24 protein-coding genes and 3 pseudogenes are annotated in these 26385 nt (G+C 56.6%); 20 read left to right on the forward strand and 7 right to left on the reverse strand.

Annotated elements, in window-relative coordinates; translation table 11 throughout:
• Positions 1 to 110: 110 nt before the first annotated feature.
• Positions 111 to 482, forward strand: coding sequence for a glutaredoxin (locus KBW81_RS17085; protein WP_254249337.1), 372 nt, complete (start codon positions 111 to 113; stop codon positions 480 to 482).
• Between the two features lie 215 nt (positions 483 to 697).
• Here KBW81_RS17085 and KBW81_RS17090 read toward each other — a convergent pair whose 3' ends face one another.
• Entirely contained in the window at positions 698 to 1087 is a 390-nt protein-coding gene (locus tag KBW81_RS17090) for a thiol-disulfide oxidoreductase DCC family protein (RefSeq protein ID WP_254249338.1), read from the reverse strand.
• A gap of 81 nt (positions 1088 to 1168) precedes the next feature.
• On the opposite strand from KBW81_RS17090, the gene KBW81_RS17095 reads away from it, so the two are divergent.
• The 12 genes and pseudogenes from KBW81_RS17095 (at position 1169) to KBW81_RS17150 (ending at position 9735) form a co-directional block, all read left to right on the forward strand.
• Positions 1169 to 2230, forward strand: coding sequence for an IS630 family transposase (locus tag KBW81_RS17095; RefSeq protein ID WP_254246941.1), 1062 nt, complete (start codon positions 1169 to 1171; stop codon positions 2228 to 2230).
• A 480-nt stretch (positions 2231 to 2710) separates the two neighbouring features.
• A complete protein-coding gene (locus KBW81_RS17100) occupies positions 2711 to 2986 on the forward strand; it encodes an ArsR/SmtB family transcription factor (RefSeq protein WP_254249339.1) in 276 nt (91 codons plus the stop codon).
• Positions 2983 to 3981 (forward strand): permease, encoded by a 999-nt coding sequence (locus tag KBW81_RS17105; RefSeq protein ID WP_254249340.1) that lies wholly within the window; start codon positions 2983 to 2985, stop codon positions 3979 to 3981. The genes KBW81_RS17100 and KBW81_RS17105 overlap by 4 nt, the downstream gene beginning before the upstream one ends.
• Before the next feature lie 11 nt (positions 3982 to 3992).
• Positions 3993 to 4220 carry a thioredoxin family protein gene (locus KBW81_RS17110; RefSeq protein ID WP_254249341.1) on the forward strand — a complete coding sequence of 76 codons (228 nt, stop codon included), beginning with the start codon at positions 3993 to 3995 and terminating at the stop codon, positions 4218 to 4220.
• Positions 4217 to 4528 carry a hypothetical protein gene (locus KBW81_RS17115; RefSeq protein ID WP_254249342.1) on the forward strand — a complete coding sequence of 104 codons (312 nt, stop codon included), beginning with the start codon at positions 4217 to 4219 and terminating at the stop codon, positions 4526 to 4528. Before KBW81_RS17110 ends, KBW81_RS17115 begins: the two co-directional genes overlap by 4 nt.
• Positions 4521 to 4925, forward strand: a complete 405-nt coding sequence (locus KBW81_RS17120; RefSeq protein ID WP_254249343.1) for an OsmC family protein — start codon at positions 4521 to 4523, stop codon at positions 4923 to 4925. The genes KBW81_RS17115 and KBW81_RS17120 overlap by 8 nt, the downstream gene beginning before the upstream one ends.
• Before the next feature lie 73 nt (positions 4926 to 4998).
• Positions 4999 to 5184: pseudogene (locus tag KBW81_RS17125) on the forward strand (IS5/IS1182 family transposase); the annotation flags it as partial.
• A 1022-nt stretch (positions 5185 to 6206) separates the two neighbouring features.
• Positions 6207 to 6848: a nitrile hydratase subunit alpha gene (gene nthA / locus KBW81_RS17130; RefSeq protein WP_254249344.1), complete on the forward strand. Its 642-nt coding sequence runs from the start codon at positions 6207 to 6209 to the stop codon at positions 6846 to 6848.
• Complete coding sequence (gene nthB, locus KBW81_RS17135; RefSeq protein WP_254249345.1) at positions 6848 to 7501, forward strand: nitrile hydratase subunit beta; 654 nt, start codon at positions 6848 to 6850, stop codon at positions 7499 to 7501. Before nthA ends, nthB begins: the two co-directional genes overlap by 1 nt.
• A 61-nt stretch (positions 7502 to 7562) precedes the next feature.
• Positions 7563 to 7841 carry a hypothetical protein gene (locus KBW81_RS17140; protein WP_254249346.1) on the forward strand — a complete coding sequence of 93 codons (279 nt, stop codon included), beginning with the start codon at positions 7563 to 7565 and terminating at the stop codon, positions 7839 to 7841.
• Positions 7842 to 8224: 383 nt separating this feature from the next.
• Positions 8225 to 8745 (forward strand): annotated as a pseudogene (locus KBW81_RS17145) (hypothetical protein); the annotation flags it as partial.
• 135 nt (positions 8746 to 8880) lie between these two features.
• A complete protein-coding gene (locus KBW81_RS17150) occupies positions 8881 to 9735 on the forward strand; it encodes an oxygenase MpaB family protein (protein WP_254249347.1) in 855 nt (284 codons plus the stop codon).
• Between the two features lie 277 nt (positions 9736 to 10012).
• Here the strand turns inward: KBW81_RS17150 and KBW81_RS17155 are convergent, their stop codons facing one another.
• Positions 10013 to 12319, reverse strand: a complete 2307-nt coding sequence (locus tag KBW81_RS17155; RefSeq protein WP_254249348.1) for a mechanosensitive ion channel family protein — start codon at positions 12317 to 12319, stop codon at positions 10013 to 10015.
• Positions 12320 to 12641: 322 nt separating this feature from the next.
• Positions 12642 to 13469, reverse strand: a complete 828-nt coding sequence (locus KBW81_RS17160; protein WP_254249349.1) for a DeoR/GlpR family DNA-binding transcription regulator — start codon at positions 13467 to 13469, stop codon at positions 12642 to 12644.
• Positions 13470 to 13607: 138 nt separating this feature from the next.
• Here KBW81_RS17160 and phnD point away from each other — a divergent pair, with 138 nt between their 5' ends.
• The 6 genes and pseudogenes from phnD to KBW81_RS18775 all read left to right on the forward strand — a co-directional run.
• Positions 13608 to 14591: a phosphate/phosphite/phosphonate ABC transporter substrate-binding protein gene (gene phnD, locus KBW81_RS17165; RefSeq protein ID WP_254249350.1), complete on the forward strand. Its 984-nt coding sequence runs from the start codon at positions 13608 to 13610 to the stop codon at positions 14589 to 14591.
• Between the two features lie 54 nt (positions 14592 to 14645).
• Positions 14646 to 15422: a phosphonate ABC transporter ATP-binding protein gene (gene phnC, locus KBW81_RS17170; RefSeq protein ID WP_254249351.1), complete on the forward strand. Its 777-nt coding sequence runs from the start codon at positions 14646 to 14648 to the stop codon at positions 15420 to 15422.
• Complete coding sequence (phnE, locus tag KBW81_RS17175) at positions 15419 to 16213, forward strand: phosphonate ABC transporter, permease protein PhnE (RefSeq protein WP_254249352.1); 795 nt, start codon at positions 15419 to 15421, stop codon at positions 16211 to 16213. The genes phnC and phnE (KBW81_RS17175) overlap by 4 nt, the downstream gene beginning before the upstream one ends.
• Entirely contained in the window at positions 16210 to 17019 is an 810-nt protein-coding gene (gene phnE, locus KBW81_RS17180; protein ID WP_254249353.1) for a phosphonate ABC transporter, permease protein PhnE, read from the forward strand. The genes phnE (KBW81_RS17175) and phnE (KBW81_RS17180) overlap by 4 nt, the downstream gene beginning before the upstream one ends.
• Before the next feature lie 59 nt (positions 17020 to 17078).
• Positions 17079 to 17918: an HAD-IIA family hydrolase gene (locus KBW81_RS17185; protein WP_254249354.1), complete on the forward strand. Its 840-nt coding sequence runs from the start codon at positions 17079 to 17081 to the stop codon at positions 17916 to 17918.
• A 223-nt stretch (positions 17919 to 18141) separates the two neighbouring features.
• Positions 18142 to 18246: pseudogene (locus tag KBW81_RS18775) on the forward strand (glycerophosphodiester phosphodiesterase family protein); the annotation flags it as partial.
• A gap of 176 nt (positions 18247 to 18422) precedes the next feature.
• Here the strand turns inward: KBW81_RS18775 and KBW81_RS17190 are convergent.
• The 4 genes from KBW81_RS17190 to KBW81_RS17205 form a co-directional block, all read right to left on the reverse strand.
• Positions 18423 to 19460: a TRAP transporter substrate-binding protein gene (locus KBW81_RS17190; RefSeq protein ID WP_254249355.1), complete on the reverse strand. Its 1038-nt coding sequence runs from the start codon at positions 19458 to 19460 to the stop codon at positions 18423 to 18425.
• Positions 19461 to 19513: 53 nt separating this feature from the next.
• Positions 19514 to 20833 (reverse strand): TRAP transporter large permease, encoded by a 1320-nt coding sequence (locus tag KBW81_RS17195; protein WP_254249356.1) that lies wholly within the window; start codon positions 20831 to 20833, stop codon positions 19514 to 19516.
• Positions 20833 to 21339, reverse strand: a complete 507-nt coding sequence (locus KBW81_RS17200) for a TRAP transporter small permease subunit (RefSeq protein ID WP_254249420.1) — start codon at positions 21337 to 21339, stop codon at positions 20833 to 20835. The genes KBW81_RS17195 and KBW81_RS17200 overlap by 1 nt, the downstream gene beginning before the upstream one ends.
• Before the next feature lie 377 nt (positions 21340 to 21716).
• The gene (locus KBW81_RS17205) at positions 21717 to 24905 is read right to left on the reverse strand and encodes an ExeM/NucH family extracellular endonuclease (protein WP_254249357.1); all 3189 of its coding nucleotides are present in this window, start codon (positions 24903 to 24905) and stop codon (positions 21717 to 21719) included.
• Positions 24906 to 25322: 417 nt separating this feature from the next.
• Between KBW81_RS17205 and rlmF the strand changes: the two genes are divergently transcribed.
• Complete coding sequence (gene rlmF / locus KBW81_RS17210; RefSeq protein WP_254249358.1) at positions 25323 to 26249, forward strand: 23S rRNA (adenine(1618)-N(6))-methyltransferase RlmF; 927 nt, start codon at positions 25323 to 25325, stop codon at positions 26247 to 26249.
• Positions 26250 to 26385 lie beyond the last annotated feature (136 nt).

A 26385-nucleotide genomic window follows, 5' to 3' on the forward strand; every position in this document is an offset into this window, starting at 1 on the left:
TATTATGGATATGACATGAGGAAGGGTTCAAAACAGATTTAGTGCTTCCGGTGTCATACAAGCTTCGATACGTTAAAATCACCCAGCGGAACCACCAGAGAGTTACATTAATGCGACCACTTTTAGGCCATGACGCTATTCACCCTGACATCGACCGTACCGTCAGCACATATTATAGTGACATTGTGCAAGAGGTCAGCGAAGCGATAGCTGCGAACGGTGTTGTAATCGTGGGCATGAGACATAATCCCTTCGTTAAGAAGGCCCGCAAAACCCTTCAAGAGGCGGGAATTGAATTCAAATATCTAGAGTATGGCAGCTATACTTCACAGTGGCACAAACGACTATCGCTTAAGATGTGGTCAGGCTGGGCAACGTTCCCAATGATTTTCGTGGATCAAACGCTTATTGGTGGCTATAACGAGTTGCAGGCGCTTCTCAAAAACCCCGACGCAAAATTGACGTCATTGACGCGCGTTTAATCATTCAAAGGCATTGCCAAGTTTTCTGAATTCCGGGTCGAATTAACCTGTTTTTTCATTTCGTGTTGACCCCTCCAGCTTATGATAACCGAATAGAAAGTCGGTGGAATTCATAACGGCTGTTGGGGTGCGACGTTTCGTGAAACTGGGTTTATTGTCTCGGACAATTCAACGCCGTCCCCTTTATAACAGACCAACCCTAAATCGCGGAATTTTCAGGGACGCAGGTCAGTCTTCTTGCGCAACCGGCGCAGATGCCAGCGGTAGATGACCGGGGCTAAGACGTAGTCATAAAGCGCCGAAGCGAACTGTTTGATCACTGGCAGGCCTACAACTTTGCCCAGCCACCGATATTTCGGCATTTGTGCCCAAAGGACCAGAAACGCCGGGATGCCCGATGTCAGCGCGCCATCATGCAACACGTAAAGCCTGCGCGCTGCTGTGTCAGCATCAAGCCCCCACTGCAGGCGAGCGTCAGAGTTCAGTTCGTCAAACTGGATCGGCAATTCGTTGTCACCCGAGTACTGCGCGTAGTGCTGTATTTCGAAGTTACAGACGGGGCAGTCGGCGTTGTAAAGAACAGCTGTCTTGGGATTATTTTCCATAAAACTGAGGTATACTCCGAGTCCTGCGGAAGCCGAATTTGGTGACTTGACGGCTGGGTTTGGAACGATTCAGCTATGCCTATGATCCGCCCCGGCTTTCTTTCCTCAGCAGACCGCCTCGAGCTTGAGGCTTGCGTGCGTTGCCAGCGCGAGGACCACGGCATTGCCCGCCGGGCAAATGCGATCCTGCTGCTCGACGACGGGGAAAGCTGTGCTCGGATCGCAAAGTTTCTCTACTTGGACGACGATACCATCCGGGGCTGGCATAAAACCTTTCTGCAAGATGGTTGGGATGCGCTTGCTTTCGACGGCTGGAAAGGCGGTCAGTCCCGTATGACACAGGCACAGGAGGTTGCTTTATGCGCCTGGCTGGAAGCACGCTTCTGTCGCTCGACGGTCGAGATCAGGGCCCATGTCGCAGCTGAGTGCGGTCTGAACTATTCCCATTCTGGCTGCATCAAACTTCTGGCCCGACTGGGCTTTGAATACCGCAAGCCCAAGTCCCTGCCGCGCGTGGCATCAGCGGAAAAGCAGGCCGCTTTTATCGCATTATACGACCGCCTGATGCGTGAGTTACCAGCGGATGAAGCCGTCTACTTCGCCGATGCGGTGCATCCGGAATACCAGACCAAGCCTGCGTTTGGCTGGGTGAAAGTAGGATCAAATCCAGCGGTTCTCAGCACGGCAGGGCGCGGTCGTGTGAATATTCATGGGGCTGTGAACCTTGAAACCTTCGATGCACCCTTTGTCGAGCCCACAACCGTTGATGGCGTCAGTGCAGCACAGCTTCTGACCAAGATCGAAGTGCGCAACCCTGACAAGCGCATCATTCATGTCATCTGGGACAACGCGGCCTACCACAAAGGGCCCGATGTCAGAGCCTTCCTCGCCAGGGCAGCTTGCCGTATCCATCTGATCCAGCTGCCGCCTTACTGCCCTCATCTCAATCCCATTGAGCGGCTTTGGGCCGTCTTGCATCAATACGTTACCCACAATCGCTACTACCCAAGTCAAAAGCAGTTCGCCGACGCCATCCTTGCATTCATGCGTGAAACCATCCCGCAGGAATGGACGAAGTTCCGCGACAAGGTCTCAGACAACTTCCGCGTCATAACCTACGAAAACTTTCGGGTTTTGAAGTAGTGGCGGTATAGTCCCATAAAACCTGAAGTCCAAGTGTCACTGTGTCGCGCAGGTCGCTGCCCTGTGCTGAACCACCATCGCCGTCAAAGCCGAATGATCACCAGTATGGCTTATGGACGACTGCTTGGGGGCACTACGCTACATCCTGCCAACGCCGAGAGGGCCGGAGAGTAGACATTCGCAGCAAGCGCAAACCAAATTGGGCAACTAGAACAAAGCGGACGCACGGGGCTGCGAACCAGTTTTTTTGTGCAAACGCAGCGAAGGTCGGCAGTGAGGCTAAACTGCGGATTTCTGTTTCGCGGCAAATGACCGATTTGCATCCATTTCGACACAGTAAGTTATCCAATATGTGGGAACAAAAACGGACTTTAATCGCGTCAGACTGAACGCTTGTCATGTAACCAGCTCGGTACCTGATCTGGATCAAAGCGTCGTCTATTCGGTTATGCGCAACTGCGCAAAAGCTGAGGTGTATTTATGATACTTTCTGTCTTATCGGCCCTTGCCGAACCTACCCGCTTGGCCGCGCCGCAAATATTGCACCATGGCGATGAGCATTGCGTTTGCGACTTGATGCGTCGCCTTGGCGTCACGCAAGGCCGAATGTCGCGCCATATGCGGGTGCTTAAACAGACTGGTCCGTTGATCGACAGGCGTAATGCGCAATGGCTGCGCTACCGGATCAAGCCGGATCTGGCACCGCATTTGCGCCGTCTACTGGACGCAGCATGGGTTGAAGGCGTGATAGCATGAATATTTTTGGTTGGCTGAACGATCAATTGCTGCGGATGCAATGGCTGTCCGATGTGGTTGCGGCGGGCGTGGAGGGGGTTGGGCTGGACCCTGCATCGCGCGTGGGCGGATCGATCCAGTTCTTCGTCTATGATGTGATCAAGATTTTCATTCTGCTTTCAGTCCTGATCTTTGCAATTTCCTATGTGCAAAGTTATTTTCCACCCGAACGCACACGGCGTATTTTGGGCGGGCGCTCGGGCATTGGCGCCAATATCCTTGGTGCATTGCTGGGCACCATCACGCCGTTCTGCTCTTGCTCGTCAATCCCGCTCTTCATCGGCTTCACGGCTGCGGGCTTGCCGCTGGGCGTGACATTCTCTTTCCTAATCTCATCGCCTTTGGTCGATATGGCCTCGGTCATTCTGCTTGCCTCAATCTTTAGCTGGCCGATTGCGCTTGCCTATGTGGGGGTCGGACTCTTGGTGGCGGTTATTGGCGGAACGATCATCGGCAAATTGGGGATGGAGGATCAGGTCGAAGACTTTGTGCGCAACGCGCCCGTCACGGATGCTGATGAGGCAATGACAAAAAGAGAACGCATCGATTTCGCACGCGAACAAGTGCTCGATATAGTCAAGAAGGTCTGGCCCTATGTGCTCATCGGGGTCGGGATTGGCGCTGGTATCCATAATTGGGTGCCTGCTGAAACGATTTCCGCCCTCTTGGGCCAAGACAAATGGTGGGCAGTGCCTGTCGCGACCGTTGTGGGCATTCCGATGTATGCGGACATTTTCGGCACCCTACCAATTGCCGAGGCGCTGGTCGGCAAAGGCGTCGGGCTTGGTACGGTGCTTGCGTTTATGATGGCCGTGACAGCGCTGTCGCTTCCGTCCCTCATCATGCTCAAGCGCGTGGTCAAAATGCCGTTGCTGGTCACGTTCACCGGAATTGTAACGATTGGCATCCTGACCATCGGCTTTACGTTCAACGAGATCACTCACCTTTTCCTCTGAAAGGACATATTATGATCATCAAGATCCTCGGCTCGGGATGTAAAAAGTGTCTCGCATTAGAAGAAAACGCCAAGGCCGCAGCAGATGCGGCAGGCAAGCAAGCGGAGGTCATTAAGGTCACCGATTTCGCCGAGATCGCTGGCTACGGCGTCATGTCCACGCCCGCGTTGGTCGTAGATGACAAGGTGCTATCGATGGGTAAGGTCCTGACATCCGCAGAGATTGAATTGCTGCTGTGAAGGTCAGCACGCTGCTGGCTTTCTTCCCCATGGCAGCACAGGCAGGCGGGCTCGAGGTCCAACCCGTCACCGATGGCGTCGGGGCACTGGTGGGTGAAAAAGACCAGCGATCCGCAGTTAATCTGGCCAACACTGCGACATTTGGCGTCGTCGTCACTGATGACGGTGTCGTCCTGATTGATCTGGAGGGGGCTTGGCCGAAGCAGCGGATGTGGATCAGTCTCTTTTTTCAACACTGGAACAATTCGAAAGCCTATCTCGCAAGAACGCCGAGGTTGCTTTCACGTAGATGGAGTTCAAATGACTGAGTATCGTGTTTCCGCTCGCCGCGTTGACAGCCACGGCAGCCTTGCAGTGGCCAAAGAGGCCGAGATTACTTTGGATACCGACATGGCGGGGCGCAGGGATGCGATGAACCCAGTGGAACTGTTACTCTCGGCATTGGCCGCGTGCATGCTCAAGGGGATTGAGCGGGTCACACCATTGCTGGCGTTCCAGTTTGATAGCGCTGAGGTCCAGCTCGAGGCTATACGCCAAGACGCGCCGCCGAAGCTGACCCTGATCCGGTACCAAATCATCGTGGAAAGCGCAGAGACGGACGCGCGACTGGACCTGCTACACCGCAACATCCTGAAATACGGCACCATTTCAAATACGCTGTCAACGGCAGTGCCGCTGGAGGGTAATTTGATCCGGAGAGCCTAACCTATGGCCCACGATCACAACCCGTCAAAATTAGCCCCGCTTTTCGGTGAGCGGTTGGATCGCGGGGGCAATGGATGGCGCATACGCCACGCGCCGATGCCGCAGCGCCATCGCTGACCGCGGTGCGGCCGCAGTCATCCCGCCACGCAGAAATGCGCAGCCTTGGAACCCAACAACCGCCGCTGGCATCGTCAAGAATAGTGCGCTCCGCGCATCGAAGTGTCTGGGCCGGGCACTCTGGCGAAGCTGGAGCGGCTACACTGCCCTTGGCATCCTTGTCACGAAAGCCGCGGGGTAAATCCGTCTGAGGAAAGGGGAGATCCGTTCGTCAGCTGGTTTGCGCAACAGAGTCTTGGGTCAGCGCCAAATGAAAAAAGGCCAATTTGTTTTGAAAACCGACAATGGGTCCAGAGCTTAGTGCCTCGAATCCTATCCGTTGGGGTAGGGTGCCTCTCTTTTTCGTTTAGTAACCATGCCGCCGAGCGCGATACATCTATGCCGCTGTATGCGATGTATTAGTTACTGGGATAAGGGAATGATATTATGACAAATCGGACAATAGACATTGCGCGGGTCGGCCGCCTTCGTGCGCTCGAGGCGCTTGCGGAAAGACCACAATGTGGCCGGACTATTCGTCCAGCGCCATATTGTAGTTCTTTATTGGCGCGTCAGCCTCAGGAAGACACTATTGAATGTCTCATTGAACGCTATGACAATATTGTTGCGCTACCTGTCCGAGCGAACGTTCCGGTCACCGTGCGCCGCCTCGGGTAATCGCCTGTAAATAAGATTCTACTCCTCCGTCACCACACCGGGCAAAGCCCAACGCTCGTATATCGCAGCATCAAATTGCCTCGTTCGTCAGGCTCAGGACCTATTAATCCGATTGAATCTGCGACGCCTGCCTGATTCACCGGCCCCGAACGAAAGGGGGCTTCATGGGTAACCTGTATTGGCGGAGCGAGGCGCAGGCGGAGCAGATTACGCCGTATTTCCCGAAGAGCCATGGCGTGCTGCGTGTGGCCGACCACTATGATGGTAATGCACCGCTACTTTGGCGTTCAAATTCAATGTCCACTAAGGGCCGATAGCGGCTTATGCAATCGCACCGACATATCGGGCGGGAATCGGCCCCTAGCTGCACTCTGCATAGAGGTTTGCTAAGTGGGCAACGTGATCTTTCGCTGCAGTTGCGCAATTGAGTCCTTTGCGTCATCGTCTCCTGGCGCGTTATGCGCCGTACCAGATCGCCTAATCACTTCATACTGATCGGATGAATACGTGACAAAATACGACGGCGACGAAGCGGCTCAGGTTCACCGCCACCTCCATTCCCACCTGCCGCCTGATCCGGCATTACGTGTCAAAGCGTTGGAATCTCTTGTGGTTGAGCGAGGTATGGTCGCTGTGGAAACTCTTGATGCATGGGTCGAGGCCTACGCTGAAAAGATCGGTCCCAAACGCGGTGCGCAGGTTGTTGCGCGCGCGTGGCTAGATACGGAATATATGGCGCGCCTGTTGGAAGATGCTTCAAAGGCCATCGCTGAATTTGGCTTTGAAGGTCACGCAACCGGTGATCTGCACGCGCTGCTTAATACTGACAACGACCATAACATGGTCGTTTGCACCCTATGCTCGTGCTATCCGTTCTCACTCCTTGGCATGTCGCCTGCATGGTACAAACAATCCGAATACCGCGCCCGATCTGTTCGTGAGCCGCGCAAGGTCCTTCAGGAATTCGGCGTCGACCTTCCCGAAAGCACGGCTATTCATGTCTGGGATAGCACCGCAGAGTTGCGCTACATTGTGATCCCCCAGCGCCCCGTGGGCACGGACGGATGGACCGAGGAACAACTGGCCAGCATTGTTACGCGCAATTCGATGATCGGCACGGATCGTGATCTGAAAGTGGAAACCGAATAATGGATGGCGTGCATGATCTTGGCGGCATGCAGGGCTTTGGCCCCGTTAAGGTTGACCATGAAAACCACGTCCAAATGGCCGAGTGGGAGGACCGGATGTGGGCCTTGTCTCGGAACCTCTTTCATCCAGACTGGACGATCGACTGGTGGCGTCACATCATTGAGCGACTGCCGCCGGAGGTCTACCTTAACATTCCTTATTTCGAGAAATGGATGCTGACTTACACGACAGGCTTCATCACATCCGGGACTTTCACGGCGGACGAATTGTTATCCGGCACGCCAACCGAACGTCTCGCGCCGCCCCCTGCTAAAAATGTGGCAGACGTGGTCGAGATCGTCCGCACCGTCGCCACGAGTACCCGGTCCGAACTGACAACGAAGCCGCGCTTTGAGGTCGAGCAAGCCGTGACCACTGTACGAGACATCAGCGCCGACCACACTCGGCTCCCCCAATATGCGCGTGGACGAACGGGCAAGATTGTTGCTTACCGCGGGGCCTATTTACTGGCCGACGCTTATGCCAAAGGCATATCGAAGCACGAGCATCACTACACTGCCGCCTTCACCGCACGAGAGTTATGGGGCGATAGCGCCTCGGAACAAGACACGGTCCGGCTTGATCTATGGGAAAGCTACTTTGTTCAAACCTGAAGATCCGTTGGCCCCTCCTCAGCCGCATTTTAGCGAAGGCTGGCACGCTCAGGCACTAGCTTTGGCCGACGCTATGGTGCGCGGGGGACATTTCACGGCAACCGATTGGGCAACCGCTCTGGGTGCCTTGTTGGCCAGCGCCGATGCCAGTGGCGCGCCCGATAACGAAGATACGTATTATCTAGCCGTCCTCGACGCCGTCGAAGCGCTGACTGTGCGCCACACCCCCATCGCAGAGGCTGATCTGAAGGTACGCAAAGACGCATGGACAAAGGCCTACCACGACACACCACACGGAAAACCGGTGGTGCTTTATGGAGCGCCTAAAGGTATTAGCTGAACTTCTATTCGAGAAAGTGTTCTTGTTTTGATAGAGCATACCGCAGAGCAGACGTTCCCGCCAAATGCAGCTTCGGTCATTGTAGGCTCGAACCGGACATCGGATGCACCGCAGCATCTCATGACATGATGCTGCGTCAACGTCGGGTTGTCGCTGTGGAAGGGTATGGTGGATCGGAGGATCCGTCATGCAACCACCAAACCTACCAGCCATTCGCGCGCTTCGGCCCGCTTGGAACAAAGGCCGCATCGTCGGTCAGAAGCCACCGCTGAAATGGCTTGCCCCCACTGGAGTGGTCCACCTTTTGGGATAGAATTATCCCGGTTTCAGGAGGACGACGAGATGGCTGTCAAGCGAGAGAAGCCCGAGGATATCGCCCTGAACGCGCAGCCTTTTTAATCCCTTTCCGCCGCAGGCAATGCATTGATCATGTGCGGCAAACCCTCAGCGGCGAGGCCATGTCCACCATTGGTCAGAGGACAAGGATCGAGCGAGCGTAGGGTTTGCCGCCCATTGGGTCACCATCGCTCTGCCCTAGTAATTCGGACGCTATGGATGCCGCATGATTATCGGGATGCTGAACAACAGTGGCTGGCATGTAAATCACAAGCGCCCCTCTCGGTGATTGCAGGCAATCACCTGCCGGGCAGTGGTTAAACGGATCTGGCGGCGGGAGGGGCTAAAAATCCCAGCAAAGCAACCTAAGAGGGGCCGGCTGTGGCTGAACGACGGGCCGTGCGTCCGGCTGAGGCCGGAGCGTCCGAAACATGTCTGGTCATACGACTTCGTCCAGGACCGGACGCACAACGGGCGTGTCGACCGCACGCTAAATATCATCGATGAGTCCACGAACGAGGCGCTGGTGATCCGGGTGAAACGCAAGCTCAATTGGGCGGATGCGGTCTTTCTGGTCTGCGTGCAGTATTGAACACCGGAACCGTTTGCCGCTGTCGGTTCTGAAGGTAAAGCTATCCATTGAATACCTGTGGGTATCGGGACATCCTACGATTATTGAGCGCAACTGCCTGGGAGACTATACATGTCGCGCTGGACCAAAGAGATTGAGCGGCTAGATTCCTCGAAGGATTACGAACGCATCGTGTTCCTGCTTGGCTCTTGCGAATTTGCCTGGGATATCGAAAAGGCGCTCGAATTTGCGCTTTTCCGGACCTATGGGGTCCCCTCAATCTCGGGTCTTCTGTCTCGCACCGGTGCTTTTCTTAGCAACACTCGGAAGCGGTACGACGACACCGAGCTCTTGCTCTCAGAGATCAGCGAAAACGGTCAGGACAGTGCCCGTGGCCGCGCGTCTCTCGCGCGCATTAACGCAATGCACGGGCATTACCGCATCTCAAACGCCGACATGCTGTATGTCCTGACGACCTTCGTGGTCGAGCCGGTGCGGTGGCTCGAGCGCTTTGGGCACCGGCCGATGACCCGCAAGGAGCGCGAAGCCTGGACAAATTACCATCGTGCGCTGGGTAGCCGCATGGGTATCGATACGATCCCAAAGGATTACGAGGCGTTCGACGCTTACGGTCGCGCTTACGAGGAGGCCCATTACCGTTACGCCAACAGCAACGCGGACGTGGGGGAAGCAACCCGAGATCTTTTGCTCTCCTTCTACCTTCCGAAATGGTTCGTGCCGCTTGGCCGGCCGATCGTCCATGCGCTTTGCGACCCCCCGTTGCGGGCCGCGATGGGATTCCGAAGTCCTCCAACTTGGCTAGAGAGTTTCGTTCTTAAAGGTCTTCAGGTTCGAGCGGCTCTCCTGCGCCGGTTACCCAGTCGCCGGCGGCCCCGCCTTATCACCGCGCGTCGGCGGCCTACTTATCCAGGCGTGTACCGCATCGCCGAACTTGGGACATTCCCGAAGGGTTCGAAAGAAACGTAGATGCTATATCTGCTCACACCGGATCATCATGGTCTGTACGGCGAAGGTCGGGCTAAGCCTATATTGACCGCGACGAGGTACAAGTCTTTCGCGATAGCAGTATGAGCCATTTAGGTCCGAGCGGCCCTTAGAGGACCATCAGTCAGAGCGCTAGGAAGGTCCGGCTTGAACCTCGCAAAGTCAAAGGGGACGCGTCCCCTTACAGGTTTTTGCCGACGACCCTTGTTTCGTCTCTAAAGGTTAAGGGTGATGCGCCGCGCAAACGTCCCCTTGGCCCTCAGGCAGGATCAGATGTCTTTCGCTCATTTTTTGTCTTTTGGTCTGCTGGTGACAGAAGCCTGATTGAGCGTGTCGGGTAGGCAAAGTCGACCGCCAGATCCCGTGCAAGATCAACTATGTCACCGATCAGTTGGTGCCGCGCGGCAATATAGTCCTTATAATCCGCGAGGTTAAAATACCCCCAGAGTTCAATGTTCAATGCCGAGTCGCCAAATGACCTTAGCCCGACAAATCCGGTCGTTTCATCTGCTGCAGGCTGAGCAAGATACACATCCCGCAGTCGGGTTTTGAAGACATCTAGATGTTCACGGGGTGTGTCGTAGTGCAGGCTAATTTCAAGGCGTATCTTGCGCTTGCGCCGCTGTCCCCAATTCACGATGGCCTTATCAGTCAACTCGGAATTCGGGATCACTAACAGTGAATCGTCAAATGTTCGCATGCGTGTTGACCGAAGGCCAACGTTCTCGACCGTCGCCATCTGCCCTTCGGTCTCGATTAGATCGCCGCGATGAAAAGGCCGGTCGCTCATCAGGATCACGCCGCCGATCAGGTTGCTGACGGTATCACGCGCAGCAAAGGCCAGCGCAATGCCGCCCACCCCAAGCCCCGCAATGACACCCTCGTAGGGCATGCCAGTGATGTCTGCGATAGCGATGATCCCCGCAGCCACAATGACGATCTTGAGCACCCCCGTGACCAGCGAAACGGCGATTTCGTCTACCAAGCCACTTGTGCGCTTGGCTCGGCGCTGAAAGCAGCCTCCGGCCAGTTCGATGATGGTAAATAGCAGCCAACCAAGTGCTGTCGCTGCGGTCGCGGCAAGCGCAACGGTCACTCCACCAAGGACTGTCTCGGCCAAGCCCGACCAAGTGAACGCAAGAACGACAAAGCCCGTGCTTACCAAAAGTGCTGCAGGTTTGCCCAGTCGTCTGGCTGCACCGACGCGCAGGCCGCGTTCAGCTCTGCGCAAACCTCGGCTGAACAAAAAAGACGTGCCCTTTCCAGTCAGTCGGCCAAGGACGACAGCAAATAAGACCGACAACGGGATCACCAGCCATTGCCAGAGCTCCAGAGGACCGGGGCGCGTGAGAAGTACTGGGAACACCTCGCGGATACGCTCGCGGAGTTGGAAAAACCGTGTGATGGGTTCGGACGCGGAAATCCCTTCGGCGACTGGCAGGTCCTGCATCTCGGCAAAGAGCTGCGGCGCGTTGCGCAGGGTCTCGGCCGAAAATGTCCACCGGGCAGCCCCTCCTTCAGAACTCGGCACTTGTTCAATGACGACCAAGCCCAAAGGATGCCGGTAAAAGATGTAGGATCCGGCCCGGTCGGGATCGTCAGAAATCTCTTGCCAGGTCACATAGCCGGCCCGGTCGATAACCTGTTTAAGGTACTCGGCAAGCAACGGGGCCTCGAAGTTGTAAAGCCTTGGTGGCAAAAATGAAAGATCGAGAGCTGCAAGCGCTTGTTCACGTCCACCGGTGTGCCAGTTTCGCATACCCTGAATGAAATCGCGCATCGCGGCGCGCGGGCTGTTGGCGGAAGCCTCTCTTAACTGAGAAAGCGTGTCGTAACCGAGCGCTGCAATCATGTCATTTAAGTTTCGCCGCAGTTCAGATGCGGTCGGGACGACGACAAACCACGCATCGCCAACTTTGCGAAACTGTATTTTGTATTCGAAATTCCTCGCATCCGGACCGATGGAAAATTGGGCGGATTCACCTTCAACGCGCTTTGGCGCGTCGTAGATGCGGAAGGTCGACAGATCAAGCATGGTCCACAGCAAACGCCGCCGAAGACGCTTGTCACGCTCGCCCGAAGGTTCGCCAACATATAGCATCAGCGTTTCAGCTGCGTTACCTGCAGCGATATCGCCCTCATAGACGGCCGCATTCTGCAGATAGACAAACGAGCGAAAGACAGACCGTGGGGTGTCACGCGTGACGTGATCCACACTGGAATCAGTTGTGCCGGAAACCCTCTTGCCGTTCCAATACTCGCCATCGACGAACCGACCGGTGAAGCTCTGCCCCTCCTCGGACAGGGCAAACAGGATGGGCCCAGAGGTGCCATCCTGAAACCAGGATCCCCGCAGAACCTGACCGTCAATCCGCCCTTCGATGCGTCCCTTACCCGGCTCGTAGGACCCCGAGACATCCTCGCCTTGCTGTTCCAACAGCATACGCGCTTCTCCGTCGCGCCAGTAGGTATCCCAGCTGCCTGACCAGCCGTCTGTAGCTTGAGCAGACAAGTGGCTGGAGCACAGAGCTAATATGAAAGTGCAGAGAACGCCGACACGGATCAAGGGACGTTGCCTCCTAAGTGCATTTGGACACAACGATAGGCAGTTCCCTGATTAAGTCCACTTTTTACCCGCCCGGGGAAGTGGTCTTTCGGTGCGGTCAGTTCGGTTGAATGTAGGTCCGCACTTGCGGGGCCATCAATGCATCGCCGTATGAGACATACCGGAGCGACTTTGCACAAAGTGGGCAGTTCTTGCGATGGATCGACGGATCAATGAGGTGCGGGCGGGGAGGTGAGGGCGCTTTAGCGCTTACTATTCTGTGGATGGAATTTCGTTGATTTTATCCATCTCTGCTTGGTTCTGCACGCGACAGGTCAAGCGTTTACAAATCTAAATGTGCTTCAGTCTTTGACCGACCAAGCACACGATTTGTAAGTACAGTGACCCGCTTATTCTGCAAAGTTGCGGCTAGGTCGTCCGTTGGCATTGTGTCAGAGATGAGTATCCCAACGTCGCCAATTCCCGCCACGAGCGCTAGGTGCCGAGTCCCAAATTTGCTGCTGTCGATCAGAAACCTGCGGGCGCTGCTTTGTTCCAGCATGGTTTGTTTTACAGCAGAAAAGCTTTGAATGGTCTCGCTGACACCACTGACGTCCAAACCTGACGCCCCTAAATAGCACGCATCGACGTGATATTGACGCAGGAACTGACAGGTTTCCGTGCCGACGAGCGCGGCCTCGTCGTTCAGATATTGACCGGGGGTCATGATCACATTGATGTCCGGCGCTGTGCCAAGGATCATAGCAACCTGAAGACTATTTGTGATTGCCGTCACCGTTTTGCCAGACAGTGCGAGTGCGCGGGCAAATTCCATCGTCGTCGCGCCAGCGTCGATCATAATGGATTGACCATTGTCGACAGTCGTCACCGCGACCTGAGCCAACTGCCGACGTTCACTCACATGCTCGCGCTGCCGCTCGTCCAGCACGCGGTGTGTTCCTGGAGCGCGCGGGGATGCGCCGCCGTGGGATTTTTGTAAAAGGCCGCGCGTTGCAAGGTCGGCGATATCGCGGCGCACGGTTTCGGTTGTGACGCTGAACGTCTCTGCCAGATCAGAAATCCGCACATGCGGCGCAAGGCGCAATTCCAGTAGAATCTGCTGGTGCCGCTCGGCCTTCGTCAGATTTTTATACTCTGCCCGTGTATCCATGAAGACCTCAGCGCGCCCTAATTTGGTAGATACCAAAATTTATGCGGGAAAATGTTGCAAATAGAAAGCTTCGGTGTTCGTATCTGCGGTAATTGCCCCAATGTGTTCGGGGCATACGTTCTTTGGGAGGAGAAACGAATGAAGACGCATACTATTTTCACGACTGGACTTCTGGCGGCTTTGGCCGCGTCGGGTACATCGGCTTTTGCGCAAGACACATGCGCCGAGCGCGGTACGCTAGACGAGATGTATTGCGACGCGGACGGCGATCTGGTGGCCGATGCGCCGACTGATCCGGCTCTGTTGAAAGACCCGGACACCCTGGTCTTTGCCTATACCCCCGTCGAAGATCCCGCGATCTATGCGGATATCTGGACTCCGTTCATCGCCCACCTCGAAGAAGTCACAGGCAAGGACGTACAGTTCTTTGCGGTGCAGTCGAACTCTGCCGAGGTCGAGGCAATGCGTTCTGGCCGTCTGCATATCGCGGGCTTTTCCACGGGCCCGACACCTTTTGCGGTGAACCTTGCAGGCGTAGAGCCCTTTGCGATCATGGGGTCCGAGGATGGCCAGTTCGGCTATAAGCTGCAGGTCTACACGCAGGCCGACAGCGACATCAAGGAAATGGCCGACCTAAAGGGCAAGCGCGTCGCGCATACGTCGCCGACGTCCAATTCGGGCAATCAGGCACCGCGCGCGCTGTTTCCTGACCTAGGTGTCGTGCCGGATCAGGACTACGAAGTGACCTATTCGGGCAGTCATGACCAGTCGATGCTGGGTGTGGTCGCAGGCGACTATGACGCGGCGCCAGTCGCGTCCGAGGTTGTCGACCGTATGGCAGAACGCGGTCTTTACGACCCGGCCGAAGTCCGCATCATTTGGGAAAGTGATCCATTTCCAACCACATCGTATGGCGTCGCGCACGACTTGGCGCCTGAGTTGAAGGAGAAAATCAAAGAAGCGTTCTTTAGCTACGACTTCACCGGCACAGCCTTGGGTGAAGAGTTTAGCGGTGTCAGCAAGTTTGTGCCGATCACCTACAAGAACCAGTGGGCCGTGATCCGCCAGATCCAATCCGCAAACGGTGTCGAATACACGCCGCAGGGTCTTGCTGCTGAATAACCACCTGTCGGGGCTGGTCGCAATCCGGCCAGCCCCACACAAAAGGCTGAAAACATGTTGAAAATTACAGACCTCGTTAAGCGCTATGGCGCTGGCGATCCGGTCCTGAAGAACCTTGATCTGTCGATTGAGGGCGATAGCGTCGTGTCGATCATCGGGTCGTCCGGCGCTGGCAAAAGTACGCTTTTGCGCTGCATCAACCGACTGGTCGAACCGACGTCAGGGTCGATCAATCTGAACGGGACAGAGCTGACGACCCTGCGCGGCAAGGATCTGCGCGCGGCGCGGCGCAAAATCGGGATGGTGTTCCAAGGCTTCAACCTTGTCGACCGCCTGACCGTGATGGAGAACGTCCAGTCGGGGCGGCTCGGGTATATCTCAACTTGGTCCGCCATTTCGCGGCGCTATCCCAAAGAGGACATTCGCCGCGCCTTTGAGTTGATGGAACGGGTGGGCATTGCCCACTATGCCGATACGCGTGCGGACCAATTGTCGGGCGGTGAACGCCAGCGCGTTGGTGTCGTGCGCGCGCTGATGCAGGAACCTGACATCTTGCTTGCGGACGAACCGACGGCGTCGCTCGATCCAAAAACCTCGGAGCAGATCATGGGTCTGCTGCGCGATCTTGCCGGAGAGCTGAAGCTGCCGGTTCTGATCAACATTCACAACGTGGCCGAAGCTAAGGAATACACCGACCGGATCGTCGGAATGCGGTACGGTCGGATCATCTTTGACGACCTGCCAAGCAAGCTGGATCAGGCTGCGATGGATGAAATCTATGCTGGCAGTCCGCATGCGGACCGCAGCGATGGCATGGCGGCGGCATCATGAGTGCGCCGCGGGATACTTGGAAAAAGCCTCCGTTCATCGCCAATACCGCGCTGCGGTGGGCGGTTTATATCGGGGCAATTGTCTATTTTGGTTGGGTTGGGTTGACCATGCCGATCGACTGGAACCGCGTCGCCGAGGGCATAGGCCGTGCCGGGAAGATTTTTGGCGGGGCGTTCCCACCAAGCTTTGAGCGCAGCGGCCTGCTGATCGACGGGTTTATGGAAAGCCTCAAGATCGCTATTCTGGCGACGGCTGGCGGCGTTCTGCTGTCGATCCCGATCGCCTTTATGTCGGCAAGCAATATTGCGCCCAAGCCGATTTTCTATCTGGGCCGCGCGATCATCATCATTGCCCGCAGTTTTCACCCGGTCATTGTCGCGATCCTATTCGTGAAGGCGGTGGGCTTTGGTCCCTTTGCGGGCGTGCTGACGCTGATTGTCTATTCTATCGGCTTTGTCGCCAAGATGCTGGCTGAACGGATCGAAGAAATCGACTTCGGTCAGGTAGAGGCAATGCGGGCTGCCGGTGCACCCTATTTGTCCACGCTGGCCTATGCGATCTTTCCACAGATCATGCCGCGCCAGATTGGTCTGACGATCTATCAATTGGACTCGAACCTGCGCGCCTCGGCTGTCGTGGGGATTGTCGGGGCAGGGGGGATCGGCGCGACTTTGGCCAATGCCTTTGGCCGCTACGATTATGACTTTGCGCTGGCCATCACGATGGTCATCGTCGGCGTGATCCTGCTGTCCGAAGCGGTCAGCGGCGTTATTCGAAAGCGAATCCAATGACCAGTATCGCGCAGCAATTCGGCCGCGACGAGTGGACCCGCTTCACCGCTAAACAACGCATGACCCGTTATGCGGTCCTGCTGACCTGCGGCTTGGCCATCGCATGGGCGCTAACCTCGATCGAGGTGATCTGGGCTTGGGTTTGGGGCGCACCAGAGCAGATCGGCGATCTGTTCGGGCGCATGTATCCGCCGGATGCCAGCAACCTGGAATCTATCCTGAAAGTGCTGTGGGACACGGTGAACATCGCGACCTTTGCCACCGCCTTTGCCGTGCTTCTGTCACTGCCAGTCGCCTATATCTCGGCGCAGAATACGACCCCGAACCGTGCCACACTTTGGCTTGGGCGGTTGATCTTGGTGACATCCCGGTCAGTCAATACGATCATCTGGGCGCTGCTGTTCGTGGCCATCTTTGGCCCTGGCGTCGTCGCCGGTATCGTGGCGATCATGTTCCGATCTATCGGGTTCATCGGGAAACTGCTGGGCGAGGCGATCGAGGAAATTGACAAACGCCCGGTGGAGGCGCTGGAGGCGACAGGCGCGTCGCGGTTCAAGGTCATCGCCTACGCCATCGTGCCACAGGTCATGCCGACATTCTGGGCTGTCGCGATTTTACGCTGGGATATCAACCTGCGCGAATCCACCGTGCTTGGGCTTGTCGGCGCGGGGGGCATCGGCATTGTCCTGCAGGGTGCGATCGACACGTTCAATTGGCCAGAAGTCGCGACGATCCTGATTGCGATTATCGTGTTGGTCATCATCGGCGAAGTGATCTCGGCCTATCTGCGGCGCCGCATCCTTTGATTGGCGTGGATCCGGAAAAGGCCTTCGCGGTCTATCTTAGGATCCGGGACAGGCTGCCTATGCCTGTCCGCCAAGGTGCGGCACAGAACGGTAATTTCTGCGATATCGTGGCGGACTACGATTTGGTCCTATTCGATGCTTACGGCGTCCTGAACGTCGGAGAAACTGCAATCCCCGGCGCGGCAGACACCATCGCTGCGCTGCGGGCCATGGGCAAAGCGGTGGCGGTGGTATCGAATTCTGCCGCCTATCCAAAGATGCAGATGATGGAACGGTATGCACGGCTAGGCTTTGATTTTGCCCCTGACGAAGTCGTCACGAGCCGCGAGGCGTTGCTACAGCGCCTCACGCAAGAGCCGCCGCGGCGGTGGGGTCTGATGGTCGACTCCTCGGCCGGGACCGACGCACTTGGTGACCTAGACACCGTCGTCTTGGCCGATGACGCCGCCGCTTATAACGCCGTCGACGGGTTCCTGCTGGTGGGCGCAGGCGGCTGGACCGACCAGCGGCAAGATCTGCTAGAGGCGACATTGCTGCACAATCCCCGGCCCGTGTTGGTCGGCAATCCGGATCTGGTCGCCCCGCGTGAAAGCGGCCTGTCGCTAGAGCCGGGATGGTTCGCGCATAAGCTGGCGGACAGGACTGAGACCGTCCCAATGTTCTTGGGAAAACCCTTTCCAGAGGTGTTTGATCTGGCCTTGGCGCGGCACCCGCAATCCGTCCCCCCCGCGCGCGTTCTGATGGTGGGCGACACGCTGCACACGGACATCCTAGGCGGGCTTCAGGCGGGGTTCGCCACGGTGCTGGTCACTGAACATGGGTCACTGGCCGGTCTTGACGTACCAGACGCGATTACGCGGTCCGGGATCGTGCCTGACTTTGTCGTGCCGTTCATATGAATTTTCTTAGCCAAGACGGCCATCCCTTGATCGGTAAACCGTACAGGGCCAGCCTAAGCAAACGCATTTAGAAACAAGCATTTTGACTATCGCTCGCCGTACGGTATGCGGTCCCGCCGTAATCAAGGAGGAGACCTTAAAATAACGATATCCAGAACGACTTTGGCGACGCTGCTATTGGCCGGGACCGCGCTGCCTGCGGTGGCCAAAAGCGATTTGGCTAGTCGGCCACCGCGGTGCTGCGATGATGTTTCCTGAACATTCGGTCGAGGTTTATACCGCAGCCGCGCAAATGGGTGCGGGGATCGTCGCATGCGACGTGACCTATATGGATGCGACGGCGGCCTAACGCCAAAGAGTTAGCGCTAAGCGGTCCGTGCAAAGCTGGAGGAGACTTGGGGCTTTGGTCAGACATAAAGGCAAGGCATACCAAACCTCTACAACGTCTTAAGAAACGTGAGCCATTGGGAACCAAGCGCGCGCTTAGTCCCCATTGATCAGCGGTCAGACGTTGCGATAGGGACGTCCAGCCTTGGCCATCGTTTCGTTGTATTGGCGGAAGATGCTGACAACCTTCGCCTTTGTCTCGCTTTCGGCTGCGATTTCGTCCCAAAACGTCTGCGCGGCGGCTTCGACTGTTGCCCATTCCTCGTCAGGGATGGAGGTCAGATTTGTCTCTGCCCCTTCGACGCGTAGCCGAGCTTCGCCTGCCCAGTACCAGTGCTGGCGGTAGTAGTGTGACTGCTCGAAGCAGACGCGCATCAGTTCTTGCAAGTGCGGCGGCACTTCGTCCCAACGGTCCATATTGGCAAAGAAGTGGCCGATCCAAGCGCCAGAGATGTTGTTGGTCAGAAAGTTCGGTGCCAGTTTGGCCCATGACGCGGTGTAAACCTCGGTGATGCCGGACCATGCGACGCCGTCAAGCTCTCCGGTCTGGAGGGCGATTTCGATGTCTTCCCACGGCAGGGTGACGGGTACGACGCCGAATTGCGCCAGGAAACGGCCGGCGGTGGGGAAGGTAAAGACGCGTTTGCCTTGCAGATCGGCCAGCGATGTCACCGGATCCTTCATCGAGAAATGGCAAGGGTCCCAGCTGCCGGCAGAGATATGTTTGACGCCGACCTTGGCGTATTCCTCTTTCCAGATCTCATCGAGCCCGTAGTGGTTGAACAGCGCGGGCACGTCCAAAGAGTAGCGCAGCGCGAGGGGGAAGTAGCCGCCAAACACGGTGACTTCGGTCGGCGACGCCATGGAGTCGTCGTCCGATTGCACCGCGTCGATGGTGCCGTTTTGCAAGGCGCGGAAAAGCTCGGACGTCGGGACCAACTGGTCGGCGTAGAACAGCTCGATCTCCATCTGGCCTTGGGCGATCAGGTTGAATGCATCGACGGCCGGTTTGATGACCTCGGCCCCCAATGCAGTGCCGGCATAGGTCTGCATGCGCCACTTGATTGGTGTCTGCGCTGTGACGGCTGGTGCGCCAAGGGTCGTTGCCGCGGCGCCAAGGGCACCGGCCGTGATAAACTTGCGTCTGGTGGTCATGGTCTGTTTCCTTGTTGAAATGGGCGCCCCGTTTGCGGGGTCTGGTTAAAATGTCAAAGCAGCTTTTCCGGCAGCCACAGGGCGATTTGCGGAAAGATCATCACGAGGATCAGCGTCACCAGCATCACGAGGACGAAGGGAAAAACCGAACGGTAGATCAGCGTTAGGGTAAATTCCGGCGGGGCAAGCGCGCGCATCAGGAACAGGTTGTAGCCGAAGGGCGGCGTCAGATAGGCGATCTGGCAGGTGATCGTGTAAAGCACGCCGTACCAGATCAGATCAAAGCCAAGCGCTTTGGCCAGCCCGACATAGATCGGGGCCACGATGACCAGCATCGCCGTGTCGTCCAGAAACATCCCCATGATCAGAAAGCTGAGCTGCATCAGGATCAGGATCTGCCAGGGCGTTAGGCCAAGGTCTTGGACGAACAAATTCTCGATCGCGCGGCCTGCGCCGAGCCCGTCGAAGACCGCGCCAAAGGATAGGGCCGCCATAATGATCAGCATGAACATCACGGTGATCGCCAGCGTGTTGCGTGTCGCCGTCTCGAACACGTCGCGGGTAAAGCGGCCCTTGAGGACGGCGGCTGCAACAGAGGTCAGCGCCCCGATGACTGACGCCTCTGTCAGGCTTGTCCAACCTTTAATGAAAGGGATCATCATGGCGGCAAAGATGATGATGGGCAGTAAAGCTGCCCGCAGCAAACGGATGCGTTCGGCCCACGTAATGTCGGCCCGTTCTTCGGCGGACATGGCGGGGGCCAACGATGGGTTCAGGCGGCAACGCACGACGATGTAGATGACGAAAAGCGTGGCCATCAGCAGGCCCGGCATCAACCCCGCCAACCACAACTGGCTGACCGGTTGGCGGGCGATTTGTGCGAACAGCACCAGAACGACCGATGGCGGGATCAGGATGCCAAGGCTTGATCCGCCTTGGATGACGCCGGAAATCATCAGCTTGTCGTAGTTTCGTTTCAGCAGTTCCGGCAGGGCGATGGTGGCACCGATGGCCATCCCGGCCACGGACAGGCCATTCATCGCTGAAATCATCACCATCAGCATGATCGTCCCGATGGCCAAACCGCCGGGTAGGGGGCCGAACCAGACGTAGAACATCTTGTACAGATCCTCGGCCAGGCGGCTTTCGGACATGACGTAGCCCATGAAGATGAACATCGGCAGCGTAAGCAGCGCGTTCCATTTCATCAGCTTCATGATGGACGAAAAGCCCATGTCAGACCCGCCCGGACCCCACAGCAGGATCGCCGCGACGACGGCGACAAAACCGATGGCGCCGAACACCCGCTGCCCGGTCAGCATCATCAGCAGCATGGTTGAAAACATCAGGGCTGCGATCATTTCGTATGACATCACAGCACCTTTCCGCGCCAGACGGCGACGTCGCGGATCAGATGGGCGATGGCTTGCAGGATCATCAGCACAAAGCTGGCGCAGATGATGGTCTTGATGGGCCACATATAAGGGCGCCAGGCGGTCGGTGCGCGCTCTGACGTCTCGAAGGAATAGACAGTGCTGCCAAGCGCGCCGTAAAGCATAACGCCCAGATAGAAGATCAGAACGAAGACAGTAATCGCATCCCAAATCGCCTTTTTCCGCGGACTTTGCCGCGCATAAAGCAGATCCATTCTGACGTTGGTATCAAGTTGAAAGGTGTAGGGCGCGCCTAGCAAATAGTATGCTACAAGGATGAATTGCGCCATTTCTAACGTCCAAAGGGCCGGCACATTGATCATCTTGGTCACGGACGACCACAAAAGGACGCCCATCATGGCGAACAGTAGATACATGGCAAAGCGGCCGACGCGGTAGTTTAACGCCTCGACGTAGCGCACATAGGCACGGGCCCATTTCGGCATCATAGACCGCTCGCCCTATTCGCAATTGGTCCGATTTTTACAGCCTTGCGCATGGCAAAGGGGCGAGCTGGCATTGAAATGGCCTTTCGGGTTCTACCGATCCGAGCGTCAGCCGGGCACACGATCTGCGTCAAGTTTCAAGCCTGCCAAGTCGCTAAAATGCAGCAGCATATGCCCGCAGAATAAGCGTCTGCCTAGATTATAGGATTTTCGCAAAAGCGGCGGCGAAGGCATTTTCAACCCGCCGCAATGGGACAGCGAAAGACATGCCAAAAAACTGAATAGGCAGCGACTTTGTTGGCGAAAACCGTTGTCCCCGTACAAACGCAAAAGGCCCCTGCTGCTATGGCAGGGGCCTTTCAAAATCTGGTCTCGGGTCAGGCGACTTCTAAATCTAGGTAATTGCCAAGGTCCAAGCCAATCAGCAGCGGATCGTGGTCCGATGCGGAATAGGGATCATCGGCGTTGAACCATGCCGGATCGGTGAATTCTGACGAATAGCCAAGAATGCTGGGTTCAAGCGAGTTGATGTGCCATTCGGTAATGCCGGTCACTTGACCGGTCAGCGAACTGCTGGCCAGCGCCTGATCCAGCGCACCGCGCTGCCCGTCGAAGGTATAGCTAAAGGCGTCTTCGCCGATCAGGCTGGATAGCAGACTGGTATAGCCCGCATCCTCGATCGCCTGCACCGGGTCCTCTTGGCCGTAAGCGTTCAGATCGCCGATGATCAGGTAGTCGCTATCGCCAGACCCGAATGGATCGGACGCAAGCCACTGTGTCAGTTGGATCGCTGCTTCGGTGCGGGTGGCGTTATAGGCCCCCTGACCGTCGCCAAGGTCGGCGTCGTCGCCAGTGCCGGAACCACCTTTGGATTTAAAGTGATTGACGGCGATGGTGATCTGCTCTCCGTTCGCATCCTCGAACAGCGCCGCGACGGTGGGACGGTTCAACTGGGACTCGCCCTCTGGCGTGTAGTCAAGGATGCCGGCGTTTACGACGCTGACCGCATCGACGCGGTAGATCAGACCGGTCGTGATGGCGTCGGTGCCAATTTCGCCGCCGGTACCAGTCGGATCGACAAAGGCGTAGATGTCGGCCCCGGAGCGGGTGTTCAGTGCATCGACCAAGGTTGCGATGGCAGACCCGTCGCCGAAGCCGTTGTTCTCTAGCTCTTGCAGGCCGATGATGTCGGCGTCCAGCGCGGTGATTGCTGTGACCAGCTTGTCCGTTTGACGGGCAAAATCCTCTGCTGTGTCGGCCCCGCGTGCATTGGAATCGTCCTGGCCGAGCGTGGTAAAGTAGTTCAGCGTGTTGACGCTGGCGACTTGCAGCGTGCCGCCGACATCTGCGGGGGCCGCTTCGCGGGCATCTGTATTGGTGGCCTCGTCAATCTGTAGCACACCGTCGGCGATTAGTTTGTATTCACCAAAGTTGTAGCTCATCACGCCGGTGATGGGCGCAGTGATTTCGGCCCCGATACGCAGCGTGCCGCCCGCGCTAAGGTCATCACCAGTATCCAGATAGCCGTTGCCGTTGTCGCCATCAGTCGTGTTGGGGATATAGGCGAACTCTGTCGGGTTCTGCGCGGCAACGCCGTCGTCGATGGTCAGGCGGTTTGCGGCATTCGCCTCTTGCAAGGCGTCCACTTCGGCCGCCTGCGTTTGCGCATCATAAAGCTGCGTCGGCTGATACTGGGCCCCCTCGGATACGACGATTTCGCCGTAGCGGCCAAGCTCGAATGTCTCAATGACCTGCAAGGGGGCGTCGTCCGTGCCGATATCCAAGGACACCTGCATGCCTTCGACGGATTCGAGCGCGTCATCCGTGGCGAAGGGCAGCGATAGCCCCACCGCCGTTGGCAAATCGACCAACGGGCCGATGATTTCAAAAGTCTGTGCGTTGATCTGCGTGGCGTTAAAGTATTCCGCCACCGCGCCCACGACGGTCACGCCGTAGGAAACGGTGACGTTCGGTGTGTCGCCGGTAAAGACGAAAATCCCTTCGGAGGTTGCCGCATTGCCGTCAGCGTCGCTGTCCTCTTCTTGCATGTAAAAACCGTTCTCTGCGACCATGGTGACCACTGCCGTGACGCTGACGGTTTGCCCCACATAGGCGCTGGCGCTGCCACTGCCTTGAATGGTCGAAATCAGCGTTGTCCCGTCTGGCAGCGGCGGGGATGTGTCAATCTCTGCCTCGTTCGCCGCATCGCGGGTGGCGGTGATTGGGCCGGTCCAAGTGCCGTCTTCTAGCCGCTGCAAGGATAATCCGGCCTCGTCGCTGCCGGTTTCGGATACACCGATACCGGTAGAGGTCAGGCCCGCAGCAGGCCCATTGGTCGCGGTCATGGTGCCTTCATAGGATAGAAACTCAATGACGGTGCCGTCGGGGGCAACCAAGGCGATCCCGTCAGGGGCACCGTTTTGGATGCCTATCGCATCAACGGAAAAATACCCTTGGCCAGACGTGCCTGACAGCGTGCCGTCCAGACTGATCGTCTTGTAACTCGCGCCGCCGTTGCCGTTATACAGAACCAAGGACCAGCCCGTTAGGTCGGCACCCGCAGTGCCCGCAACCTCGATGAACTCGCCAGTATCGGCACCGGCGTTGTCATAGTGAATTTCGCTGACGAAGACGCTGTTTTGCGGGGCGTCGTCCACGTCGGCAACAGTCACCGCAATGTCGGACGTGACGGACAGCCCGCCAGTGTCGGTCGCCGTGACGGCGACCTGATAGACATTATCGCCGTCTAGGTCTGACGGAGCCTCAAAATCTGGTTCCTCTGCGAAGGCAAGAGCGCCCGTCGCCGAATCAATGACGAACAGGGCCGCGTCCGCGCCGGAAATGCTGTAAGTCAGCGCGTCGCCGTCCACATCCGCGCCAACCGCAGTCAGCACAGCGGTGCTGTTTTCAAAGACCATCACGTCAGACAGATCCAGCGTGGGCGCATCGTTGACGCCCGTCACGGTAATCGTCACCGTTGCCGTATCGACGCTGCCGCGCCCGTCCGTGACGGTATAGCTAAGCGTCGTTGTTGCGACCTCTCCTTCGGCCAGATCATCGAACGCGCCGGCGGCGTCATAGGAAATTGTGCCGTCAGGGTTCAGCGTTGCTGTGCCCGTCAAGGCAGAGGTGTCGATCGCGGTGATCTGCAAAGTGTCGTCGTCAAAGTCGAAGTCATTGTCGCTAAGGCCTGCCAGCACGGTGGCCATATCTGCCGCCGCCGCTGCCACATCGTCACGCGCCAGGACTGCGTTGTTCTGCCCTGTCAGATCGGCTGTGTAATCATCGGCGGCAAAATAAAGCTGCTCTATGCTGCGCAGCGTGTCCGTATCGCCGGACGCGTCGCTGACCTGAACTTGCGTCGGGCCAGATCCGCGTACAGGTTTGAGCGAGATCGCGTAATCGTCGACGCCGCCCTCATAGATCGCCGTATCCGTTCCCGCGCCGCCAAATATGGTATCGCTACCCGCAGCCCCCAAGATCGTGTCGTCGCCAAAACCACCGAAAACCCGATCGCGCCCCGCGCCGGAATTAATGCGGTCATTGCCGAATCCACCAAAGATCACGTCACTATTGGCCGTACCATCAATGACATCGGGGCCGAACCCACCGAAAAAGAGACCGAATTAAACGATTTTTTCATGAATAGTTGCTCCTGCGGGCTCACATTTTTTTCAACTGATTAAAAATCAGCATAGTTTTTGTGACAAATTGCGCGTGACGTTAGGTCAGCGCCTCTGCGGAATGCGGAAAACCTGATCTGTGCTGATACAACTGGCAAATTGCCATATTTGCGGCAGGCTGCGGGCCGCCGCGCGACCTATGGGGCGGGGCAGGCACATGTGATAGGCAAGGATCACGCCGCGCCGGGTAAGAACGCGTTTCTAGGGCCGTGATTTGCAGTTCAATCGAACCAAGGGCATAGCGGTCATTCACGATGAAGGTCGCGCATCACCTCCGCGAACCCAAACGAAAGCTTATCCATGGCCACCGAAACGAAGCTGCACCCGCGTAATGAACACAAAGATGGTTACGATTTTGTACGTTTGGTGGCGCAGTTACCCGAGCTAGAAGCATTTACGACCCGCAATCCCGCCGGTCGCACAACAATTAACTTTCAAGACGACAGGGCGGTTCGCACACTTAATCGGGCATTGCTAAAGACTTATTACGGTATTGATTATTGGGATATCCCTGATAACTACCTCTGCCCTCCGATCCCCGGCCGGGCTGATTACGTTCATTATCTGGCGGATTTGCTTGCCTCTAGCAATAATCAAGAAATCCCGCGCGGCCGCTATATCAAAGCGCTCGATATCGGCACCGGCGCTAATTTGGTATACCCTCTTATTGGGCAGAGCGAATACGGCTGGCACTTTACTGGCGTTGATATCGATCCTGTTGCTATTAAATCGGCACGGCATATTTGCGAGGCTAACAAGTTAAAAATCACGCTTAAACAACAAAAAATACCTAAGAATATCTTCAGAGGCGTGATCGAACCCGGTGATGCGTTTCATGTCACTTTGTGTAACCCACCTTTTCATTCCTCTATCGAACAAGCGCGTAAAGGCACGGAACGTAAGTGGCGCAACCTTGGTAAGGACGATACAAGCAAGCTTAACTTTGGCGGTCAGAACGCAGAACTTTGGTGCCCGGGGGGCGAGATAAAGTTTATCGCGAGCATGATCGAGCAGAGCGTCGCATTTGCCGACCAGTGTCTTTGGTTTAGCTCTCTGGTATCGAAAAAAGATAACCTTCAAACGCTCTATCGCATATTAGGGAAAGCAAAAGTTAAAGAATACAAAGTGGTCGAAATGGCGCAGGGGCAAAAAACGAGTCGCTTTATTGCATGGACTTTCATCAAAGAAAGTCAGCGATCGATATTTGTGAATGGAATTAATAAGTAGGATGGAAAGCGACCTCATGCACAGGTCGGCAAAACGTGGGGAAACCTCGGGTGGCTGATCTGCCACCCAAGGAAAATATAGCGGCAACCCCAAGTGTGACCTTGAGGGTGGTCAGGAACACAAAAACCAAGATGTC

It is taken from the genome of Loktanella salsilacus, from assembly GCF_024206795.1.
GTDB classification, from domain to species: domain Bacteria; phylum Pseudomonadota; class Alphaproteobacteria; order Rhodobacterales; family Rhodobacteraceae; genus Loktanella; species Loktanella salsilacus.

Excerpts from the sequence above, each read along its gene's own strand:
- phnE (WP_254249352.1), top strand. The coding sequence starts at position 15,419 with ATGAGTGCGCCGCGGGATACTTGGAAAAAGCCTCCGTTCATCGCCAAT.
- phnD (WP_254249350.1), top strand. The coding sequence starts at position 13,608 with ATGAAGACGCATACTATTTTCACGACTGGACTTCTGGCGGCTTTGGCC.
- KBW81_RS17090 (WP_254249338.1), bottom strand. The coding sequence starts at position 1,087 with ATGGAAAATAATCCCAAGACAGCTGTTCTTTACAACGCCGACTGCCCC.
- KBW81_RS17100 (WP_254249339.1), top strand. The coding sequence starts at position 2,711 with ATGATACTTTCTGTCTTATCGGCCCTTGCCGAACCTACCCGCTTGGCC.
- KBW81_RS17105 (WP_254249340.1), top strand. The coding sequence starts at position 2,983 with ATGAATATTTTTGGTTGGCTGAACGATCAATTGCTGCGGATGCAATGG.
- rlmF (WP_254249358.1), top strand. The coding sequence starts at position 25,323 with ATGGCCACCGAAACGAAGCTGCACCCGCGTAATGAACACAAAGATGGT.
- nthB (WP_254249345.1), top strand. The coding sequence starts at position 6,848 with ATGGATGGCGTGCATGATCTTGGCGGCATGCAGGGCTTTGGCCCCGTT.
- KBW81_RS17200 (WP_254249420.1), bottom strand. The coding sequence starts at position 21,339 with ATGCCGAAATGGGCCCGTGCCTATGTGCGCTACGTCGAGGCGTTAAAC.
- KBW81_RS17110 (WP_254249341.1), top strand. The coding sequence starts at position 3,993 with ATGATCATCAAGATCCTCGGCTCGGGATGTAAAAAGTGTCTCGCATTA.
- KBW81_RS17150 (WP_254249347.1), top strand. The coding sequence starts at position 8,881 with ATGTCGCGCTGGACCAAAGAGATTGAGCGGCTAGATTCCTCGAAGGAT.
- KBW81_RS17160 (WP_254249349.1), bottom strand. The coding sequence starts at position 13,469 with ATGGATACACGGGCAGAGTATAAAAATCTGACGAAGGCCGAGCGGCAC.
- KBW81_RS17190 (WP_254249355.1), bottom strand. The coding sequence starts at position 19,460 with ATGACCACCAGACGCAAGTTTATCACGGCCGGTGCCCTTGGCGCCGCG.
- KBW81_RS17095 (WP_254246941.1), top strand. The coding sequence starts at position 1,169 with ATGATCCGCCCCGGCTTTCTTTCCTCAGCAGACCGCCTCGAGCTTGAG.
- phnE (WP_254249353.1), top strand. The coding sequence starts at position 16,210 with ATGACCAGTATCGCGCAGCAATTCGGCCGCGACGAGTGGACCCGCTTC.
- KBW81_RS17085 (WP_254249337.1), top strand. The coding sequence starts at position 111 with ATGCGACCACTTTTAGGCCATGACGCTATTCACCCTGACATCGACCGT.
- phnC (WP_254249351.1), top strand. The coding sequence starts at position 14,646 with ATGTTGAAAATTACAGACCTCGTTAAGCGCTATGGCGCTGGCGATCCG.
- KBW81_RS17195 (WP_254249356.1), bottom strand. The coding sequence starts at position 20,833 with ATGTCATACGAAATGATCGCAGCCCTGATGTTTTCAACCATGCTGCTG.
- KBW81_RS17120 (WP_254249343.1), top strand. The coding sequence starts at position 4,521 with ATGACTGAGTATCGTGTTTCCGCTCGCCGCGTTGACAGCCACGGCAGC.
- KBW81_RS17185 (WP_254249354.1), top strand. The coding sequence starts at position 17,079 with ATGCCTGTCCGCCAAGGTGCGGCACAGAACGGTAATTTCTGCGATATC.